A 20,039-nucleotide genomic window follows, 5' to 3' on the forward strand; every position below is an offset into this window, starting at 1 on the left:
GCTGAATGAGACGGAAACTGAGACGGCGTGCGGGGGGAAGCTGTCTCACTCCTCTACGGGTGGGATGGGGCGATCAGCACTCTCGGCGTCGTCCACGTGTCCGCAGGCGCCGACGCTGATCGGGGTTGCTCGTCCCATGGACGTGACCAGCCATGCAAGCACCTGCTCGGTCAGCGGCCGGTTCTCCGGTCTCTCGCCCTTCCAACCCGCGCGTCATCCGCCTCCTGGGATGGCCGTCCTTTTCTTGTGTTTGGGGTAAGTCATGGACAGGGGCGTCTTTTTGAGGACGAGAATACAGCTCGCCTCCTCCGGAAAGGGATCTCGTGGTAAAGGCTTAATGGTTCTTCGGTCTACAGTAGACTCGCTAAGCAATCTCGGGGATATCGGAGCGTCGGGAGTGCGTAATGCCTGAATATACATTAGACGAATGGCGCGCCATTATGCGCGGCGAGAAGCCTCAACCATCGGACGACTACATCGTAATTGCCTTTCCGGATGATGAGCTACGAACTGCCTATCTGAGTCAGGTTTCTTCGTGGCCAGAGATGGAGGTTCGAGCGATCCTCAGGAAAATGCTCGGCGGGCCATCTCATCTATCTATTCTTGATCAGATCCACTTGCAAGTTCTGAAGGCGAAGGGTCCGTCGCGATCATTGGATCCGGATGCGCCAGATATGCGTCACTTTAGCGAGTATGAAAGCCGGGCCATACTTGCGGCAGCTGGCAGGAGTTCGGAGCCGGTTTGGCAGGGGATTTCATGGGTCTTGGATCTTCTCCCGGACTCCCCACGTGACGCCCTTGGTGCGGTGTCAGCCTACTTCAGGGCGCACTTTCAGGTGCTGTCTGACTGGAGGGAAGCCGGCCTCTCTGATGCTATTGCGCTGATCCGTCATCGGTACATCACGCAAGGGCGAACGGAACGCGAGCGGAAGATCAAACTACTGCGAAGCCTTGATCCACGGGATCTTGAGTTTCTGATCGCTGACCTTTATCGAGCCATGGGCTATGCGGTGCGCGTTACTCCTCGACAAAAGGATGGGGGAAAAGATATTGAGGCGGAGCGTGGCAACGAGAAAATCTATATTGAGTGCAAGAATTGGGAGCAGAAGGTTGACGTCAACACTGTTCGCAGCTTCGGGTTTGTTGTGATGGATAAGAATATGACGTCGAGAGTTCTTGTTTCGGTTTCTGGCTTCACAGAGAGAGGGCCGGAGACTGCGGAAAAACTGGTTATGGAATCTTCCGTACGACACCGCATGATTCTGCTTGATGGCCATCGAATCGTTCAGCAGCTTAACGAATACCTCGGTGCAGGTTGGCACTTGCGAGCTGACCAAATCATTGCTCGCCAGAAGCGCAGTTGCTGACTGGACTAGGCCGCGATACAGCTTGGCCGACCGTCTCTGCCAGACGTGCCAGCTCACCGAGCCCATGGGCTAGTCAAGACCTGTCTTCTTGCCCTGGGTCTTGCCAGGGATCTCGCTGACCTGCGTTTCCTCTGTTCAGGGACGGTGGGCTTGTGTGCTTGGTGGTCGTCGTTGGTCAACTTCGGCCGCTGTTGAGCGGCCTCGGACGGCCCAGAGACGGCCCAGCGTTGCCGCGCTTGTCTGAGGGGCGGCACCCTCGATGCGCCCCCGGTCTGGCTCTGTGCCAGGCGGTGGGAGACCGCAAGCCGTGCACAGAGCAGGTGGTCTGCTGCACGCGAGGGAATGCACGGGTAGCGCCGACGCCGCCACCCTGTAGCAGCACGGCTCGCAGTGCACGATGCTCGTGATCGGCTGCGCCAAAACCCCAACCGACGAGGCAAGGCACGGTAGTAGCCTGCGGGAATCGCTCAAACTAGGACGCCGGGGGCAGCACATGATCGTTCGGACCATCGCGCCAGAGGGTATGCCGCGCCCGACGGGAGATGAGGGCCACGCCCTCCTCGACGCGATCTGGGCGTACTTCAGTGAGCACCGTCGCTGGCCGGTTTTCGACGACATCGATCGCACGTTGTACGCGCAAGGCCTGCAGTTCGAGGAGGTCGTACAGCAGCTGTGTCCTGCACTGGTGCTCGGAGTTGCCTCCGACCTCTCGCAGTTGCCGCAGGGCTCACAGGATCTGGCCCTGACCATCGCTGGCGCTGCGAACTGCGCCGGCACCCGACTGGCCATCGACCAATTCATCAAGATGGTGCAGACAGCGGCCGACATGGAGCCTGCCTGGCTGCCCGCGGACCGCGGTGATCTGCCATGGATGCAGCCCGGAGACATTGGGTGCCGCCTCCCGCCGAGCCTGACGGCCGAGACACTTTTCGCGGAGGCCGCGTTTACCGCCGCCGCGATCGGGATGCGTGAAACCTGCTTCCGTGGTGGAAGCATCAACCCGGAGCAGTTGGATTGGTCGCTCAACTTCGACCGGGGCATCCGGCCGTTCGCTGACGTGCAGCGGCTGGAGGACTACTGGCGCATCCGCGAGCAGGTTTTGGGGCCCGAGCGGACCGAGGCCAACAATCGGCCCTTCTCGATTCAGCCCGCGTCGCACAACCTGGCGGCTTGGTCGCCAGGAACGCCAGCCATCCCGGCCCCTGCCGAGGAGTCACCGAAGCCGCTGACGGTCGAGTGCGTCCTGCACCCCCTGATTGCGGAGGTCGCTGCCGAGCGGTACGCCCGAGGCTCCTACAACGACGCGGTGATGAGTGCATACCGGGCAGTGGAGTACCGCATACAGACGCTGCTCGGCAGCCATGTGGTCGGCATGCCGCTGATGAGCGATGCGCTGGCGGGCAATCCACCGAGGATCAAGGTGACCCGGTCTACAAGCCCAGGCTCGCTGGACAGCGAGCGGAAGGGCATGCACTTCTTGTTCATGGGCTCTGTGGGCGCACTGCGCAACCCTCGGGCTCATGGTCCGGATGAGGCGGACGACCGCGACGAGGCCGACGAGATGTTGGCGTTCGCCAGCTTCCTCATGCGGCGCCTCGACATCGAGGAGGCGGAACGCCAGAAGGCCGCCGACGTGGAGGCCGAGTCGGCGCAGTGATCACGCACCCAACTCGTTAGAAGCGCGACCACTTTAGGAGCGAGGTGGGGCGATCATGCATGTGAGCTGCGAGTTCCCCGTCTTGAGCCGAGTCGGCGGGGCACACCCCTGTGTACCTCGATTCCCCGTGAGTCCCTGTCCGTTCTGGCACGAGAGTGGCACGGCCTGGGGCGCCACGGGTGGATCACCTCGCAGTGGAGTGTTCTGCCTGTAGTACGTAAGTCGGGCGAGCCGGTCACGCCCTCCAAGGAAGCGATCTGAACAGTAAGGCGTACTGGCTTTCCTGTGATCGCTAGCATGGGTGCGTGCCAGCTGCAGAAGATACGCCAGAGGTCCCTGAACTTGATGCGGCGCCCCTCTCTAAGTGGGAACGCTTGGGGGCGTCGCTGTCAGGGACTGCGCTTTCAGGGGCGGGCGTTGCTGCAGTTTTTGTCACCAGCAATCAGGCCGGTTCAGTGGCACTCCTGCTCGTGGGCGTGGTGCTTCTGATCATGGGTATCAATGGGTCGCCTCTCACGCGTGCTCGCTACCAGGACTACGAGCTCTTCATGACACGTCGGCGACGTCAGATCGCGGCGAGCATCGAGCAAGAATCGCCAGAAGATGCGCGGCAAGCTCTCCAGGTCCTGACCACGGTTGATCCCGGGGCCTCCCGCGACCCTTTCGTAGCTCACGTCTCTGCAGCTGTTCTAGAGCGAGAGGTGATCGAGCGACTGGTCCGCCAGTACCCCACAACCTCGTTTACTGGTGGGCCTGGTGATATGGGACTGGATGCCGTAGTGCCAACACCCAACGGCACTATTGGTGTGCAGGTCAAGGGAGGTAGCGCCCCCCTGAGTGGGCTCGAACTCCGCAGGATGGTCCTGGACGCATCCAGCGCTCGCATTCCTCCGGCTCCGGCAGGCGTCGACGCCTTGCTTGTCGTGACGAACAAGCCGCTTCCAACCGACCTGCCCCGGCGAGTTAGAGAAGTGAGTTCGACTCTCCCCACTGCCGTTGTGCGATGGGTCGATGAGCAAGACGATCAGGTGCTTGACACCAAGATCCAGGAGCTAACTCGACGAATCTCTTCGCCTGAGTAGGCCTCACGCTCACGGCCTCCTTAACCCACCACTCTCCCCAGCTCCCATCCCGTCCGCCGTCGACCCACACACCGTGGAGCGGGCGCGGTCCATGGCGTCCAGGTGGAGCGCGCCACTGTGCGAACGACCTGGACGCCGTGGACCGCGCCTGCTCGGCTCTGCCTGGGTCGACGGCGGACGGGACGGAAGCACTCCACGCACGCCACTACGGACCCGCAGTCGGGAACGGCGCCCCTCCATTCCGGTGCCGGCCGATCCCCCGCCGGAGGCAGCGTTCTGACAGTGGCAGCTCCCATGCGGCACTCGACTCATTGGGTCGAACCTGAGGTCGGCAAGACCATATGACGAGCTTCAGTTAGGCCCCCTACTCTCACCCTTCACCCGCCTCAACTGACCAACTTCGCTCTGCACAGGTTGATTTCTCGAACCTGACGCCTGCGGCAGTCGAGGAGTCAGTTGACAAGGCCTACGCTACGGCCGAGGGCGATCACTGCCGCTGGGTCTGCAGGCGCCACAAATCCAACCTTCCGACAGATCTTCGCGATCCGCCTATCGCGCTGGATAGGGTCGGATGGCAGCGCCTTGTACTTCGCGAGCTCACTCCAAGAGCTCCAGGCGTTGAGGAAGTACTGCTCGCCATACGCGCTGGATGAGAGCTCTGCGTCGATGCTGTGAATCAAGCGGATGATGACAGCGGCAAGGTCACTCGCCTGCTCCATGGTGTACGCGATCCGCTGCCCTTCGGTCACCTGCGTCACGATGGGATTTCTTCGTCCGCCAACATCGGCCCGAGTGAGTCCCGAAGCGTTGGACCAGGCATCCTCTGCGAGCTTGCTGGCCCTACCGCCCGAGTGCATGAACGAGTTCCTGATCTCCTTGTGGTATCGATATAGCACAACCATTTCATCAAGGTGCGCAAAACTATTCCACTTGCTTGCCGAGTAGACCGGAAAGAATGCCGACTGCATTTCGGGAGATACCCCTGCACTGTGAATATCAGCGAGGACGTCACGCACACCCTTTTCCTGGCGCCCGTTGATCCCTCGACTCGGGAACTGCACCCACTTGTGGTGCATCCCATGCATCCCGATCTGATTCTTGAAGACCTCCTCGGCCCAAGATTCATAGAGTGCGATGACGTTGGCCGCGACGATCTGCGCGAACTGCTCCATCTGATCGGCCCAGGGGGTTTCAATACAGGACTTCTTGAGGTTCCGCGCCGGAAATCCGGAGCCGCTGCCGAATCGGTCCGAAAGATCATCGTCAGTGGCATTTCCAGTCGCAGCCACGAACCCCTGAACCTGCCAGCGCAAATTCCATAGCGCCACGGTGGCCGGGTGAACGAAGTCGAGAAGCCTAGTTACTTCGGCTCCGAACTCCTTGGACGCAGAGAAGAAGAATTGCTGCACGTACGGTCCTCCCTCGCTTCGCCTTCGAGGGCCGCACCCTCCAGGCGGATGATCCAAAGATTTCATCATGAGTACCGTCGGCACGGGCCAACTCGGCAGCGGTGCAGGGGTTTCGAGAACGGACGTACAGCGCGGCAGGCGGAGACGCGTAAGGCTACGGGCGGGTGTCTGGACGGGCGAGGCAAGCAGTTGCCTTCGGCTCGTTGCTGTGCGTGCGGCACGGGCGCCGGCCGGGCTGGAGCGGGGCGGAGACAGGAGTGCAGGCCCGGCCGGGGGCCGTGCCGCACGCGGGGAGCGGAGCGAGCCGCCTTGATGACGTGGAGAAAGTCTGAGCCAACTGAGGTTCGGGCTACAGCCTGAACGACAGTTCCAGGTCATCACCGGGAAGGTGGAACTCCTCCAGGGCCAGCGGCTTGTCTCCCTCTGCGAACGTCACGCGGATGACATGCAGGAGTGGGACACCTTCGGGCAGGCGGAGGGCTTGGGCTTGGTCCGGAAGAGGCATGCGGGTGCGGACGTACTCCGTGAAGTGGAGTTCGTGGCCCAGCGCAGCAAGGGCGACGTAGAGTCCCGGCGCCGGCGGCGGTGCCTCCTCCTCGTACTTCGTGTCGACCAGGACGGAGAACGGCACGTAGGTGCGGTGGAGTTGGCGGAGGCGGCCGTGGTCGGCGGTCTGCAAGGCGTCGTGTGTGAACATCGGCTCCCCTGGCGGGATGCGGAGGAGATCCGCCAATGTCAAGGGGGCGTCCGTGCGAGTGGCTACCGGTGGCTCGGCGTTCGTCCACTGGATGCCGTCGGCCTCCATGTACCGGCCGTCGGGGGCCAGGCGCACGCCGCGTGGGCGTGTGAGGCTTGGGCGGCTCTGGGGTGAGCGGGCGAATGTGCCTCGGCCCATGATCACCTCGACCAGGCCGGATGCCCGTAGCTCTGTGAGGCCCTGACGGACTGTGGGACGCGTCACGCCGAACTGTTTCGCCAACGCCTCCTCGGAGGGGAGCGGTTGGCCGGCGGGGAAGGTGCCGTTCAGGATGCCTTCGCGCAGGTAGTCGGCGATCTGCCGATACTTCGGCTGCGTGTTCTTCGGCGGCATGCGGGCCCTCCGTAGCCGTGATCGTCTCTCGGCTGTGCGTCTGTGTGGACAGTTCGCCCACGTGCGTAGACAGCCTCTCTCATCACAAGACGGTTGACAACCCGTACTACGGGTCGCACTCTGGATCCCAGCCACCCGTACTACGGGTGGTCTAGCAACCCGAAGGATTGGCCTTCGGGTGCCAGAGTTGAGGAGTTCAGATCAGTGGCAAGCCTTCCGATCGACACCGCGAAGTTCACGGGGATCATCTGTGCCGTAGCCCCGGCTCCGCGGGTTGCGAATCGTGAAACCGGTCAGCTTCGTGTTGACCGAGACACCGGCAAGACCGTGTTCCAGGTCGGTCTTTGCCTGATGGCCGGAGCATCGGCGGACGTGGTGAACGTGAGCGTCGCCGGTGAGCCGGCCGGTGTGCAGCTCGGTATGCCCGTGGCCGTACGGGACTTGGTCGCCACGCCCTGGGAGAACGACGGGCGGCACGGGGTCGCATTCCGTGCGGCGGAGATCCGGCCCCTGAGCGCTCCGGCGGGGAAGGGGGCCGGGCAGTGATGACGCTGGCCTCCTCCACCTCCTCGGCCGGGACGGTCTGGCCGAGTTGGGTTCTGGTGGTGGCCGCAGTGCTGGTGTCGGGTCTGCTTCTCGCAGGCCCGGCCCTGCGCCGCCGCTACCCCGTGGCCTGGTGGCTGTTACTCGGCTTCCCGGTCATGATCGTCCAAGTGGTGCGCACCTGGCGGCCGTTGATGGCCGGGTGCGGACTCGCCGTGAGCCGTCGGCCGGCGCTGACCGTGGTGTCCGGGCTCGTTGGCAACGGGGCACCTCCGCCTCAACCGCGTGTCCCGCGGCACGGGCTCATACGCCCGACGGGCGGCGGATTCTGGTTGCTGGTACGGCTGTTGCCGGGCCAGGTGCCCGAGGACTTCGTCAAGGCGGGGCCCGCCATGGCGGAGGACTGGCAGGTCCATGGGGTGCGGGTCACCTCCTGGAGGCCGGGAGTCGTACGGATCGCCGCCTCGGTGGCCGATCCGCTCGCCGCTCCTCGACTGCCGAAGCAGCGCGGGCCCGCTCAACTGCTTCGGGTCGCTGTGGGCGTGCTGGAGACCGGTGCCGGTTGGGTCATCGACCTGCGTCGCGTGCCGCACTGGCTGATTGTCGGTGCTACCCGGTCTGGCAAGTCGACGTTGATCAACGCACTCGTAGCGGGCCTGGCTCCGCAACCGGTCGCGCTCGTTGGCATCGACTGCAAGGGCGGCATGGAACTGTCGCTCTACGAGCCCCGGTTGTCCGCGCTGGCGACCAATCGTGAGCAAGCAGTTCGGCTCCTGGCGGCGCTCGTCGACCTGACCCTCGACCGCATGACCGTCTGTCGGGCGGCCCGCGTACGCAACATCTGGGGTCTGTCGGAGGAGGAACGCCCTGTTCCCGTCGTCGTGATCGTCGACGAGATCGCGGAACTGTTCCTCGTCGCGAGCCGCAACGAGAAAGACGAAGCGCACGCGGCCGGTACGGCGTTGATCCGACTTGCCCAACTCGGCGCGGCGCTCGGGGTGTTCCTCGTAGTGGCCGGCCAACGGGTCGGCTCCGACCTGGGGCCGGGCGTCACGGCACTGCGTGCCCAACTCGGCGGACGCGTGTGCCACCGGGTCGCCGATCCCGGTACGGCGGAAATGGCGCTCGGAGATCTCAATCCCGACGCGCTCAAGGCTGCACAGGCCATCACCCCAGAACAAGCGGGTACGGCCGTGCTGGCCTCCGGCGACGGCTGGGAACGGGCCCGCTCGCACCTGGTCACCGAGGCGGACGCGGAAGTCATCGCGGCCGAGTACGCGCACCTCACTCCGGTCCTGCCCGAGCTGCTCACCGCGGCCAAGTGAGAGGGGACTGTCGTGCTGGTGTCCATGTCGGCCGTCCTGCTGCTCGGCCTGTTCATCTGGTTCCTGCTGCGCATCCGCTACCTGCGCTGGGCGGACACGTTGCTCTGCGGGACCTTCGGCTTCCTGGTGGCAAAGACCGTGGCCGCGCCGGTGGTTCAGGCGGTCCTCGTCGCGGTCAGCGGCTTCCTCGGCCAACTCCGCTTCTGAAGCGACTTCACCCGATGTCCGAACAACAGAGAGGTGGGCGAGCCATGTCCACGTACGAAATCCGCTCCGGCGACCGGGCTGCGTTCATCGCCAGCCTGCGGGAGCTGGCGGACTTCCTCACCGCGAACCCCAGTGTCCTCGTACCGCGCAACGCGTCGTTCGGCGTCTTCGTCGACGCGGCCGACTCCATCGCTCGCAGGGAGGGAGCGGAACACGTCGCCGCTCCGCTCGGCGCCTCGGTGGAGGACCTCGGCCAGGGCTACTACGACGCACGCCGCACCTTCGGACCGATCGCGTACAGCGTCGTCGCGATCCCGCTCAAGGAACAACAGTGATCGCCCGTTTGACGGGCTCCCGACGGGGCGCGAAGTCGCCAAACCCGACCCCGTCAGGAACCCACTCCATCCGCCACATGAGCAGTGAAAGGAGTACTCACACTTTGTCCACCGCGCATCGTTCGCGCAAATCCCCTCTGCCCGAGTGCGAGTTGAGGGTCGTCGACTCCGAGGTGTCGACCTGCGACGGACGGGAACAGATCGTCCTCGTCGGGCTCGACGGCTTCGAGCGGCGTCTGTGCCCGGCACACGCCGCCGCACTCTGGCTCACCGACCCGACACTCCGATTCAGTGCCAAGACCCGTACGGAAGCAATCGCCGCCGTGATGGGGCAGGCGTTCGGAGGCGGTGGTCGGCAATGACCGCACCCCTGCCGAAGAACGTTGCTGCCCTGCTCACCAGGGCAGTAGCGCCGGAGTTCGCGGCCTGGCGGCGCAACATCGTCAGCCTCGCCGGCTGCACCAACCCGATCCACCTGGTCGGCGGGGCAACCGTCGTCGACACGACTACGGGCGAAGCCCTGTTCTCGTACGCATCGGACGTCTACGGCGGTCGACTCCTGACTGCATGCGGCAACCGGCGCGCGTCGGTCTGCCCGTCCTGCTCCCGCCTCTACCGAGCCGACACCTATCAACTGATCCGGGCTGGGCTGGTCGGCGGCAAGAACGTCACGGAGTCGGTGAGTGGGCACCCTCGGGTGTTCGCCACCCTTACCGCTCCCGGCTTCGGCCCGGTTCACACCCGTCGTGAACGTGCGGGGCGTGTACGGGCATGCCGCCCCCGGAAGGTGGGGGAGTGCTGCCCGCATGGCTCGCCCGTCGGATGCCATGAGCGGCACGCAGAGGGTGAGCCCCGTCTCGGTGAGCCTCTGTGCCCGCGCTGCTACGACTACGCCGGGGCTGTCCTCTGGCAGGCGTACGCCGGTCAGCTTTGGCACCGGTTCGCGCTGGAGTTGCGTCGCGAGATCGCCCGGCGCGCTGGGCTGTCCCGTACCGAACTCGCGGACGTGGCCCGGCTGTCGTACGCGAAGGTGGCCGAGTACCAGCGGCGGGGCCTGGTCCACTTCCATGCCGTGATCCGCCTCGACGGGCCGGACGGACCTGCCTCGGCTCCGCCCGGTTGGGCCACAACGGCTCTGCTGATGGACGCGATACAGGCGGTCGTCGGTCGCGTGCGGCTCATCGCTCCTGGCGTGGATGTCGTCGGCACTCGCGTGCTGCGGTTCGGCGGACAGGTCGACGTGCGGCCCATCGCGGCGTTCGGAGCGGGGGAGCGGCTAACCTCCGCGGCTGTTGCGGGCTACATCGCGAAGTACGCCACGAAGGGTGCCGAGTCCGCCGGTGCGGTCGACGGCCGGATTCACCAGGCTCGGGAACTGGTCATGTTGCCGGTACGGGCTCACGTCCTCCGCATGATCAGTACGTGTTGGTGGCTGGGCGGTCTGCCTCCCTTCGAGCCTCTGGGGCTGCGGCGTTGGGCCCACATGCTCGGCTACGGCGGCCACTTCTCCACCAAGTCACGGCGCTACTCGACGACTCTGACCGCACTCCGTGAGGCGCGTGCAGAACACCGTGCGGAGGAGCAGCGGACCGCGCTCGGTATCAGCGGGCGGACAACCGTCACCGTCGGCCAGTGGCGCTATGCAGGGCGCGGCTACTCGCCGGAGGCGGCTCTCCTGGCGGCCTCCGTACGGGAGGGCGGTGGTCTTCATGGCGCGTGAGAAGACGGCCGAACTGCTCACCGTGCGGCAAGTGCTCGACGAACTGGGCGGCATCTCCCGTCGCACCTTCTACCGCTGGCGCGAACTGCGCCTCGCGCCGGCCTGCATCCGTTTACCCAATGGGGAGTTGAGGGTTCGCCGTGACGTACTCAACGACTGGTTGGCGGAGCGAGCGGAGGGGGCCGCGTCGTGAAGTCGTACAAGGTCTCCGTGTGGAAGCTCTCGGTCAACAAGACGACCAAGAAGCCAACTCACCTCGTGCGCTGGGTCGTTGACGGGGAAGTATTCAGCGATTCGTACAAGACGTCGGCCCTGGCCGACCGCTTCAGGGCCAAGCTGTTGCGAGCCGTCGACAAGGGCGAGCCCTTCGACACGGTGTCGGGGCTGCCCGACTCGCTGCGCGGTGGAAAGGCGGCGCTGACGTACCTGGAGCTGGCGCTCAAGTACATCGATGCGCGCTGGTCTGAGGCGTCGGCGAAGCAGCGTGACAGCATGACCGACGCGTTGGCGACGGTCGTCCCTGTACTGGTCAAGCCGGTTCGGGGACGGCCAACTCCGCAGATAGTGCGGCGTGCGCTGCGCTCGTACCTCCTTCCTGTGTCACGGAGGGAGCGGGAGCGGCCGGAGGAGATCGCTTCGGCGGTGCGCTGGATCGAACGGGCGTCTTTGCCTGTGGCCGAGTTGCTGGAGATCGCTCGCGTGCATGAGCTGATCGACGGTCTCGGGCGCAAGTTGGACGGCAAGCCCGCGGCCACGCAGACGTATCGGCGGCGGCGAGCAGTTGTGTTCAACTCGCTTGAGTACGCAGTCGAGTTGGAGCTTCTTCAGTCCAACCCGCTGAGCCGAGTGCGCCGCAAGCGTGGCAAGCGGGCGGTGCAAGAGGTCGACCGCCGAGTCGTGGTCAATCCGCGGCAGGCGCGGGAGTTGCTGGCTGCGGTGACGTACGTCGGCGGCTACGAGCGGGCGAGCGGTCGACGGCTGCGCGCTTTCTTCGGGTGCTTGTACTACGCCGCCATGCGCCCCGGTGAAGCGCTCGGCCTGCGTCGGTCGGACTGCGTACTCCCGGCCTCGGGCTGGGGGCGTATCGAGCTGACCGAGACGCGTCCAACGGCAGGCAAGGCGTGGACGGACTCCGGGGAGGCGCACGACCGGCGGGGCCTGAAGCAGCGTGCGGAGGGTGAGGTGCGCATCGTGCCCATCCCGCCTCCGCTGGTACGCCTGCTCCGTGAGCATCTGAAGGAGTTCGGCACTGCCAAGGACGGTCGGCTCTTCGCCAGTGAGCGGGGCAACGTCGTAGCGGCCTCGTCGTACTCGCGCGTGTGGAAGCAGACGCGAGAGCTGGCGTTCCTGCCGGACCAGGTCTCCTCGGTGCTCGCCTTCCGGCCGTACGACCTGCGGCACGCCGGCGTGTCCCAGTGGCTCAACTCCGGTGTGCCCGCACCGGAAGTGGCGGCACGCGCTGGCCACTCGGTCGACGTCTTGCTCAAGATCTACGCCAAGTGCATCGACGGCCAGGAGCAAGAGATGAACGACCGGATTCTGAAGGGTCTGGGAGAGGAGGGCGACACCTCCGAAAAGTGAAACGGTCCGCAGGACCGATCGACGCGAAGCCCCGGAGAGATCCGGGGCTTTCGTCATGCCCGAACCACTACGCTGAGGAAGCTGAAAGCGGTGTGTGACCTGCGGCGAAGCCTCTCAAGATCAACACGCTATTACAACGTGATCACTGGCAAACGGCTGCTTTCGGCGGCAGTCGCCTGCACAAACGCGAAGACCCCGTCTTCAGCTAAAGCGCTGATCGCGGGGTCTTTAGGCACCTTATAAAGGGTGCCCCCGGCAGGATTCGAACCTGCGCACACGGCTCCGGAGGCCGTTGCTCTATCCCCTGAGCTACGGGGGCGTGTCCGTCGCGGTGATCGCGGCGACGGGTAGAACCCTACCAGCTCCTTGCGGGTGTCCATGAACAGGTTTCTCGGTGATCAGGGGGGTGGTCAGGAAGGTGGGCGGGGAGGTGGGCGGGGAGGTGGGCGGGGAGGTGGGCCGCGTCGCTCGCAGGGGGTGGAAGTGGGGAAAACCCGGACGCGGTGGCCGGTCCGGACCTACTCTCGGAGTTGTGCCAGGCGCGTCGGGTCGGGTGCTTGTTGTGGACGACAACAAGGTCATCCGGCAGTTGATCAGGGTCAATCTCGAACTGGAGGGTTTCGAGGTCGTGACCGCGGCCGATGGTGCCGAGTGTCTGGACGTGATTCATCAAGTGCGGCCTGATGTCGTGACCCTGGATGTCGTCATGCCTCGGCTGGACGGGCTCCGTACCGCCGCTCGGCTGCGCAGCGATCCCCGGACCCGTGATCTGCCCCTCGCCATCGTCAGCGCCTGCACCCAGTACGAGGTCGAGAGCGGGCTCGATGTCGGCGTCGACGCGTTTCTCGCCAAACCCTTCGAACCTGCCGAACTCATCGCTCTTGTAGGGCAGTTGATCGAGCGGGGGCGGCGTGAGCCGCGGGACCCGTGTGAGCCGGCCGATGGCCTCTCCATCGGTGGTGCCTTCGGTGGCGGCGCCGGTGAGGGTGAGCGGGCTGGGCGGGGCGGGCGTAGCGGCGGCTGAGGCCGAGACTGCCTCCCGGCTCGCCAGTTGTCGCCACCGCCAGTTGTAGGTCCCCTTACTTGCTCCCTCTATATAGGCCCACCTCCGCTATACAGGCCCCCTCCGCGGACGCAGGGCCCGTTCCTTGCCGTCACCCCCCGTACCCGTCCCACCCCAACCCGATCCACCCCCTCCGCGTCCACATCCCGGACCCCCGGACAAACCAGCTGGCCTACCCACCCCCCTCCTCCCATACGCTTGTCCCGTGACCCCCGTCGAGCTCTCCCGTACCGTGCTGCGCGCGGTGCGTCGTGCTGTCGAGGACGGGGAGCTGCGCGTCGTCGTGCCGGAGAAGGTGTCGGTGACCGTGCCGGGGGCCGGTGGGTGGGGTGACTACGCCACCAACATCGCCCTCCAGCTCGCCCGGCCCGCGGGGGAGACCCCCCGCCGTGTCGCCGAACTGCTGCGGCCGCATCTCGTCGGCGCCCATGGCGTCCGCGGTGTCGAGATCACCGGGCCCGGGTTCCTCAACATCAGCCTCGGGAGTACGGCGTCCACCGCCCTCGTCGAGGAGATCCTGCGGCGCGGACCGCGGTACGGGTTCGTCGACGAGGCCGCGGCCCGCATCAGCCATGACGCCCCCGCCGGCCACCCCGCCTCCAGCAGCCCGAACGCGCTCGCCCGCCACACCTCCATCCCGTACCTCGTGCAACTGCACGCCCCCCACGAGCCCCGTGCCCTCGTCGTCATGGAGGTCGTCGCCCGCCTCCTGCGCTCGCAGGGCTCCCTCGTCCGTACCAGTTGTGAGGCCCGGCCCGAGCCCGAGTGGGTGGCGGTCCTCGGTGTCGAAGTCGATGCCTATGGGACCCCGGCGGCACCGGCTCCGCTCGACGTCAACGTACGACCCGTCCCGGCCCCCGCCCCCGCGGAACTCCTCTCCCTCGGCCGCGACGCCGCCCGCTGGGCCCTCCTTCACCCCGCCGCCCACGACCGGCCCCGCCTCACCGCCGACCACCTCGCGCAGCGGGAGGGCAACCCCCTCTTCCGGGTCCGTTACGCCTACGCCCGCACCCGGGCCGTCAGCCGTAACGCCGCCGACCTCGGCTTCACCGCCGCACCCGGCGACGTACAACAAGACGTACAACAAGACCTACAAGAGGACGCCGCCCCCCTCACCTCAGAGGACACCACCCCCCTCGCCGCGCCCCTGCTCACCCATCTCGCCGACCACCCCCGCCTCCTCGCCCGCGCGGCAGCGCACCGCGTCCCCGACCTGCTCGCCCGTCACCTGATCGCCGTAGCCGACGCCACCCTCCCTCTCCTCCCCTCCACGCTTCCGCTCGGTGACGAGAAACCCTCGGCCGCCCACCGTGCCCGGCTCGCGCTCGCCGAAGCCGCCGGGGCGGTGCTCGCCGGTGGCCTGTCCCTGCTCGGCATCGACGCCCCCGAACACCTCTGAGCGCCAGGACCGACAAGACACCGCACGATCAGAGCGCCAGGAAGAGACAGAAGAGAAGACGACATGAGCCGTTCCGCACATCCCGCCGGTCCCCGTCACGCCGACGTTCTGCCCGAGGGGCACTACTCCGCCCCGGCCGCCGACCTCAACGAACTCGACCCCAAGGTGTGGGCGCAGACTGTGAGTCGTGACGCGGACGGTGTCGTCACCGTCGGCGGTATCGACGTGAAGACGCTCGCCGAGCAGCACGGCACTCCGGCCTACGTTCTCGACGAGGCCGATTTCCGGGAGCGCGCCCGGGCCTGGCGTACCGCGTTCGGGCAGGACGCCGACGTCTTCTACGCCGGCAAGGCGTTCCTGTCCCGTGCCGTCGTGCGGTGGCTGGACGAGGAGGGGCTCAATCTCGACGTGTGTTCCGGTGGTGAGCTCGCCACCGCCCTCTCCGCCGGGATGCCCGCCGACCGCATCGCCTTCCACGGCAACAACAAGTCCACGGACGAGATTCACCGGGCCATCGAGGCCGGTGTCGGGCGGATCGTTCTCGACTCCTTCCAGGAGATCGTGCGGGTCGCTCATATCGCGCAGTCCCTCGGTAAGCGGCAACGCGTGCAGATCCGGATCACCGTGGGCGTGGAAGCGCACACGCACGAGTTCATCGCCACCGCCCATGAGGACCAGAAGTTCGGGATTCCGCTGGCCGGCGGGCAGGCCGCCGAAGCCGTGCGGCGCGCTCTTCAGCTCGACGGGCTCGAACTCATCGGGATCCACAGTCACATCGGGTCGCAGATCTTCGACATGTCCGGGTTCGAGGTCGCTGCCCATCGCGTTGTCGGGCTGCTCAAGGCCGTGCGCGACGAGCACGGCGTCGAGCTGCCCGAGATCGACCTCGGTGGTGGGCTTGGGATCGCCTACACCAGCGATGACGACCCCCGCGAGCCGCACGAGATCGCCAAGGCGCTCACCGAGATCGTCACCCGTGAGTGCGACTCCGCGAAGCTGCGGACTCCTCGTATCTCCGTCGAGCCGGGGCGCGCCATCGTCGGGCCGACCGCCTTCACGCTCTACGAGGTCGGCACCATCAAGCCCCTCGACGGGCTGCGGACGTATGTGTCGGTCGACGGGGGCATGTCCGACAACATTCGGACGGCGCTCTACGACGCCGAATACAGCGTCGCTCTCGTGTCCCGGCGTTCCGACGCCGAGCCCATGCTCGCCCGGGTCGTCGGCAAGCACTGTGAGAGCGGGGACATCGTGGTCAAGGACGCGTTCCTGCCGGGGGACCTGGCACCGGGTGACCTGATCGCCGTACCGGCCACGGGTGCGTACTGCCGTTCCATGGCCAGCAATTACAACCATGTGCTCCGGCCGCCGGTCGTCGCCGTGAAGGATGGGGAGTCGCGGGTCATCGTCCGCCGGGAGACGGAGGAGGACCTGCTCCGGCTCGACGTCGGCTGAGTGAGCCGGATGAGAGAAAGAGGGGTGGAAGATCTTCGGTCTTCCACCCCCCTAGAAATGAAATCGATGTCTCACGATCCGGACCATGGATAGAAACTCCCGTCCGGTGAGTGAGACTGGTCCAACCGATGACGGTATGAGGAAACGAGGTCGGATGATGCGTACGCGTCCGCTGAAAGTGGCGCTGCTGGGCTGTGGAGTGGTCGGCTCAGAGGTGGCGCGCATCATGACGACGCACGCCGACGACCTCGCCGCCCGCATCGGCGCACCCGTCGAGCTCGCGGGCGTCGCCGTACGACGGCCCTCCAAGGTCCGCGAAGGCATCGACCCCGCCCTCGTCACCACCGACGCCACCGCCCTCGTCAAGCGCGGGGACATTGATGTCGTGGTGGAGGTCATCGGCGGTATCGAGCCCGCCCGTTCCCTCATCACCGCCGCCTTCGAGCACGGCGCCTCCGTCGTCTCCGCCAACAAGGCGCTGCTCGCCCAGGACGGCGCCGCGCTGCACGCCGCCGCCGAGCAGCAGGGCAAGGACCTGTACTACGAGGCCGCCGTCGCCGGTGCCATTCCGCTGATCCGGCCGCTGCGCGAGTCCCTCGCCGGTGACAAGGTCAACCGGGTGCTCGGGATCGTCAACGGGACCACCAACTTCATCCTCGACAAGATGGACTCGACCGGCGCCGGTTATCAGGAGGCCCTCGACGAGGCCACCGCCCTGGGATACGCCGAGGCCGACCCCACCGCCGACGTCGAGGGCTTCGACGCCGCCGCCAAGGCCGCCATCCTCGCCGGAATCGCCTTCCACACGCGCGTGCGTCTCGACGACGTCTACCGCGAGGGCATGACCGAGGTCACCGCCTCCGACTTCGCCTCCGCGAAGAACATGGGCTGCACCATCAAGCTGCTCGCCATTTGTGAGCGGGCCGAGGACGGCGGGTCCGTCACCGCGCGCGTGCATCCCGCGATGATCCCGCTCAGCCACCCGCTCGCCTCCGTCCGCGGCGCCTACAACGCCGTGTTCGTCGAGTCCGACGCCTCCGGGCAGCTGATGTTCTACGGCCCCGGCGCGGGCGGCGCCCCCACCGCCTCCGCCGTGCTCGGCGACCTCGTCGCCGTGTGCCGCAACCGACTCAACGGGACTACCGGGCCCGGCGAGTCGGCGTACGCCGGACTGCCCGTGTCGGGCATGGGCGAGGTCGTCACGCGGTACCACATCAGCCTCGACGTCGCCGACAAACCAGGTGTTCTCGCACAGGTCGCCACCGTGTTCGCCGAGCACGGTGTCTCGATCGATACGGTTCGGCAGCAGGGGAAGGACGGCGAGGCATCCCTCGTCGTCGTCACGCACCGCGCGTCCGACGCCGCCCTGGGCGGGACCGTCGAGGCGTTGCGCAAGCTCGACACCGTGCGGGGTGTCGCCAGCATCATGCGGGTTGAAGGAGAGTAACCAGCAATGACCCACCAGTGGCGCGGAATCATCGAGGAGTACCGGGACCGGCTTCCGGTGTCCGACAGCACGCCGGTCGTCTCCCTCCGCGAGGGCGGCACGCCCCTCGTGCCCGCGCAGGTGCTCTCCGAGCGCACCGGCTGCGAGGTCCACCTCAAGGTGGAGGGTGCCAACCCCACCGGGTCCTTCAAGGACCGCGGTATGACCATGGCCATCACGCGGGCCAAGGAGGAGGGCGCGCAGGCCGTCATCTGCGCCTCCACCGGCAACACGTCGGCCTCCGCCGCCGCCTACGCCGTACGCGCCGGGATGGTCTGCGCCGTCCTCGTGCCGCGCGGCAAGATCGCGCTCGGCAAGATGGGCCAGGCCCTCGTGCACGGTGCGAAGATCCTCCAGGTCGACGGAAACTTCGACGACTGCCTCACCCTCGCCCGCGAGCTGAGCGACAACTACCCTGTGGCGCTGGTGAATTCGGTCAACCCGGTGCGCATCGAGGGCCAGAAGACGGCCGCCTTCGAGATCGTCGACATGCTCGGCGACGCACCCGACATCCACGTCCTGCCGGTGGGCAACGCGGGCAACATCACCGCGTACTGGAAGGGCTACAAGGAGTACGCCGGCGACGGCATCGCCGCCAAGTCCCCGCGCATGTGGGGCTTCCAGGCGTCCGGGTCCGCGCCCATCGTGCGCGGCGAGATCGTCAAGGACCCCTCGACGATCGCCACCGCGATCCGCATCGGCAACCCCGCGTCCTGGCAGTTCGCGCTGGACGCGCGGGACGAGTCCGGCGGGTTCATCGACGAGGTGACGGACCGTGAGATCCTGCGCGCCTACCGGCTGTTGGCCGCTCAGGAGGGCGTTTTCGTCGAGCCCGCGTCGGCCGCTTCCGTCGCCGGTCTGCTGAAGGCGGCCGAGCAGGGCAAGGTCGACCCGGGCCAGACCATCGTCTGCACGGTGACCGGAAACGGCCTCAAGGACCCCGACTGGGCCGTCGCGGGCGCCCCGCAGCCGGTCACGATCCCGGTCGACGCGCCGACGGCCGCCGAGCGCCTCGGTCTGGCGTAAAGCCGCCTGGCGGGTATTCGCCACGGGGGGTGCACAGGGGGCTTACGACACGCATCGTGCGCCTCCTGTGCGCCCTATGTCGCCACAGAACCTTCCTTCGATAGGCTGTACCGAACCCGCCCGCCGCATATGCCTGCGCGCATGGCTCGGCACCGCGCCGTCTCCACGGCCCGAGGGTCTTCACGTACCTATCGAATCTCATCGAATGTCTTCGACAGTCACGCAGCTCAAGGAGAGTCATCGAGCGATGGCCGGTCCAGCCTTCCGCGCCGCCGCCGTCCGGGTGCGCGTCCCCGCCACCAGCGCCAACCTCGGCCCGGGCTTCGACGCCTTCGGCCTCTCGCTGGGGCTCTACGACGACGTCGTCGTCCGTGTCGCCGACTCCGGGCTGCTCATCGACATCGCGGGCGAGGGCAGCGAGACCCTCCCACGCGACGAGAACCACCTCCTCGTACGGTCCCTGCGCACCGCCTTCGACCTGCTCGGCGGACAGCCGCGCGGCCTGGAGATCGTGTGCGCCAACCGCATTCCGCACGGCCGCGGCCTGGGCTCCTCCTCCGCCGCCATCTGCGCCGGCATCGTCGCCGCGCGCGCCGTGACCATAGGCGGGGACTCCCGGCTCGACGACACGGCGCTGCTGGAACTCGCCACCGAGATCGAGGGCCACCCCGACAACGTGGCGGCCTGTCTGCTGGGCGGCTTCACGCTCTCCTGGATGGACGGCGGAGCCGCGCGGGCGATCAGGATGGACCCCGCCGACTCCATCGTTCCGGTGGTTTTCGTCCCCGGGAAACCGGTGCTCACCGAGACCGCGCGCGGCCTGCTCCCGCGCAGCGTCCCGCACGTCGACGCCGCCGCCAACGCGGGCCGCGCCGCACTGCTCGTCGAGGCCCTCACCCGGCGCCCCGAGCTGCTGCTGCCCGCCACCGAGGACCGCCTGCACCAGGAGTACCGCGCTCCGGCGATGCCCGAAAGCGCCGCGCTCGTCGACCGGTTGAGGGCGGACGGGGTTCCGGCCGTCATCTCCGGTGCCGGGCCCACCGTGTTGGCACTTGTCGACGCCGACAACGCCGACAAGGTGTCCCACCTCGCCGGTGAGGGCTGGGCCGCCAACCGGCTGGATCTCGACGCACAGGGCGCGTGTGTACTTCCGCTCGCGGCCCCCAGCGCCCATTGACTACGTACCGTCGCCGGATTTCGAGAGGGGGAATGTTTGTTGGATCCGGTAGTGTTAATCTCAAGTCTGCACCCGACCCCACCATGGCGAGGTGCTTGTTGTCCCCGTCAGGGACAG

At 66.7% G+C, this 20,039-nt stretch carries 18 protein-coding genes, 1 tRNA gene and 1 pseudogene; 17 read left to right on the plus strand and 3 right to left on the minus strand.

All coding sequences use genetic code 11. The features are described from left to right. The first annotated feature begins 404 nt into the window (after nt 1-404). The 3 genes from OG496_RS37485 (at nt 405) to OG496_RS37495 (ending at nt 4,106) form a co-directional block, all read left to right on the plus strand. Nucleotides 405-1,367: a restriction endonuclease gene (locus OG496_RS37485; protein WP_405974024.1), complete on the plus strand. Its 963-nt coding sequence runs from the start codon at nt 405-407 to the stop codon at nt 1,365-1,367. A gap of 493 nt (nt 1,368-1,860) precedes the next feature. Further along, on the plus strand, nt 1,861-3,024 hold the full coding sequence (locus OG496_RS37490; RefSeq protein WP_405974025.1) for a TIGR02391 family protein: 1,164 nt from the start codon (nt 1,861-1,863) through the stop codon (nt 3,022-3,024). 305 nt (nt 3,025-3,329) lie between these two features. Continuing rightward, a complete protein-coding gene (locus OG496_RS37495) occupies nt 3,330-4,106 on the plus strand; it encodes a hypothetical protein (RefSeq protein WP_405974026.1) in 777 nt (258 codons plus the stop codon). A 452-nt stretch (nt 4,107-4,558) separates the two neighbouring features. On the opposite strand, the gene OG496_RS37500 is transcribed toward OG496_RS37495, so the two are convergent. Then, on the minus strand, nt 4,559-5,515 hold the full coding sequence (locus OG496_RS37500; protein WP_405974027.1) for a hypothetical protein: 957 nt from the start codon (nt 5,513-5,515) through the stop codon (nt 4,559-4,561). Between the two features lie 349 nt (nt 5,516-5,864). Then, the gene (locus OG496_RS37505) at nt 5,865-6,605 is read right to left on the minus strand and encodes a GntR family transcriptional regulator (protein ID WP_405974028.1); all 741 of its coding nucleotides are present in this window, start codon (nt 6,603-6,605) and stop codon (nt 5,865-5,867) included. Between the two features lie 204 nt (nt 6,606-6,809). On the opposite strand from OG496_RS37505, the gene OG496_RS37510 reads away from it, so the two are divergent. The 8 genes from OG496_RS37510 (at nt 6,810) to OG496_RS37545 (ending at nt 12,316) form a co-directional block, all read left to right on the plus strand. Further along, nucleotides 6,810-7,151 carry a hypothetical protein gene (locus tag OG496_RS37510; RefSeq protein ID WP_405974029.1) on the plus strand — a complete coding sequence of 114 codons (342 nt, stop codon included), beginning with the start codon at nt 6,810-6,812 and terminating at the stop codon, nt 7,149-7,151. After that, nucleotides 7,151-8,473, plus strand: coding sequence for an FtsK/SpoIIIE domain-containing protein (locus OG496_RS37515; RefSeq protein WP_405974030.1), 1,323 nt, complete (start codon nt 7,151-7,153; stop codon nt 8,471-8,473). The genes OG496_RS37510 and OG496_RS37515 overlap by 1 nt, the downstream gene beginning before the upstream one ends. A 12-nt stretch (nt 8,474-8,485) precedes the next feature. After that, nucleotides 8,486-8,680: a hypothetical protein gene (locus tag OG496_RS37520; RefSeq protein WP_019060840.1), complete on the plus strand. Its 195-nt coding sequence runs from the start codon at nt 8,486-8,488 to the stop codon at nt 8,678-8,680. Nucleotides 8,681-8,724: 44 nt separating this feature from the next. Then, nucleotides 8,725-9,015 (plus strand): hypothetical protein, encoded by a 291-nt coding sequence (locus OG496_RS37525; RefSeq protein ID WP_405974031.1) that lies wholly within the window; start codon nt 8,725-8,727, stop codon nt 9,013-9,015. 104 nt (nt 9,016-9,119) lie between these two features. Next, nucleotides 9,120-9,377 carry a hypothetical protein gene (locus OG496_RS37530; protein ID WP_405974032.1) on the plus strand — a complete coding sequence of 86 codons (258 nt, stop codon included), beginning with the start codon at nt 9,120-9,122 and terminating at the stop codon, nt 9,375-9,377. Then, nucleotides 9,374-10,735, plus strand: a complete 1,362-nt coding sequence (locus tag OG496_RS37535) for a replication initiator (RefSeq protein WP_405974033.1) — start codon at nt 9,374-9,376, stop codon at nt 10,733-10,735. Before OG496_RS37530 ends, OG496_RS37535 begins: the two co-directional genes overlap by 4 nt. Further along, entirely contained in the window at nt 10,725-10,928 is a 204-nt protein-coding gene (locus tag OG496_RS37540) for a helix-turn-helix transcriptional regulator (protein ID WP_405974034.1), read from the plus strand. Before OG496_RS37535 ends, OG496_RS37540 begins: the two co-directional genes overlap by 11 nt. Further along, a complete protein-coding gene (locus tag OG496_RS37545) occupies nt 10,925-12,316 on the plus strand; it encodes a tyrosine-type recombinase/integrase (RefSeq protein ID WP_405974035.1) in 1,392 nt (463 codons plus the stop codon). Before OG496_RS37540 ends, OG496_RS37545 begins: the two co-directional genes overlap by 4 nt. A gap of 247 nt (nt 12,317-12,563) precedes the next feature. On the opposite strand, the gene OG496_RS37550 is transcribed toward OG496_RS37545, so the two are convergent. Then, nucleotides 12,564-12,635, minus strand: a tRNA-Arg gene (locus tag OG496_RS37550). Nucleotides 12,636-12,799: 164 nt separating this feature from the next. Here OG496_RS37550 and OG496_RS37555 point away from each other — a divergent pair. The 6 genes and pseudogenes from OG496_RS37555 to thrB all read left to right on the plus strand — a co-directional run bounded on the left by OG496_RS37555 (nt 12,800) and on the right by thrB (nt 19,922). Next, a pseudogene (locus OG496_RS37555) lies at nt 12,800-13,340 on the plus strand (response regulator). Nucleotides 13,341-13,584: 244 nt separating this feature from the next. Then, nucleotides 13,585-14,778 carry an ArgS-related anticodon-binding protein NrtL gene (gene nrtL, locus OG496_RS37560; protein WP_405974036.1) on the plus strand — a complete coding sequence of 398 codons (1,194 nt, stop codon included), beginning with the start codon at nt 13,585-13,587 and terminating at the stop codon, nt 14,776-14,778. A 63-nt stretch (nt 14,779-14,841) separates the two neighbouring features. Then, on the plus strand, nt 14,842-16,233 hold the full coding sequence (gene lysA, locus OG496_RS37565; protein WP_405974037.1) for a diaminopimelate decarboxylase: 1,392 nt from the start codon (nt 14,842-14,844) through the stop codon (nt 16,231-16,233). A gap of 154 nt (nt 16,234-16,387) precedes the next feature. Continuing rightward, on the plus strand, nt 16,388-17,680 hold the full coding sequence (locus tag OG496_RS37570; RefSeq protein ID WP_318018838.1) for a homoserine dehydrogenase: 1,293 nt from the start codon (nt 16,388-16,390) through the stop codon (nt 17,678-17,680). Nucleotides 17,681-17,686: 6 nt separating this feature from the next. After that, nucleotides 17,687-18,745 (plus strand): threonine synthase, encoded by a 1,059-nt coding sequence (gene thrC, locus OG496_RS37575; protein WP_033285390.1) that lies wholly within the window; start codon nt 17,687-17,689, stop codon nt 18,743-18,745. A gap of 247 nt (nt 18,746-18,992) precedes the next feature. Further along, nucleotides 18,993-19,922, plus strand: a complete 930-nt coding sequence (thrB, locus tag OG496_RS37580) for a homoserine kinase (protein WP_366489887.1) — start codon at nt 18,993-18,995, stop codon at nt 19,920-19,922. The last annotated feature ends 117 nt before the right edge of the window (nt 19,923-20,039 follow it).

It is taken from the genome of Streptomyces sp. NBC_00988, from assembly GCF_045162645.1.
Classification (GTDB): domain Bacteria; phylum Actinomycetota; class Actinomycetes; order Streptomycetales; family Streptomycetaceae; genus Streptomyces.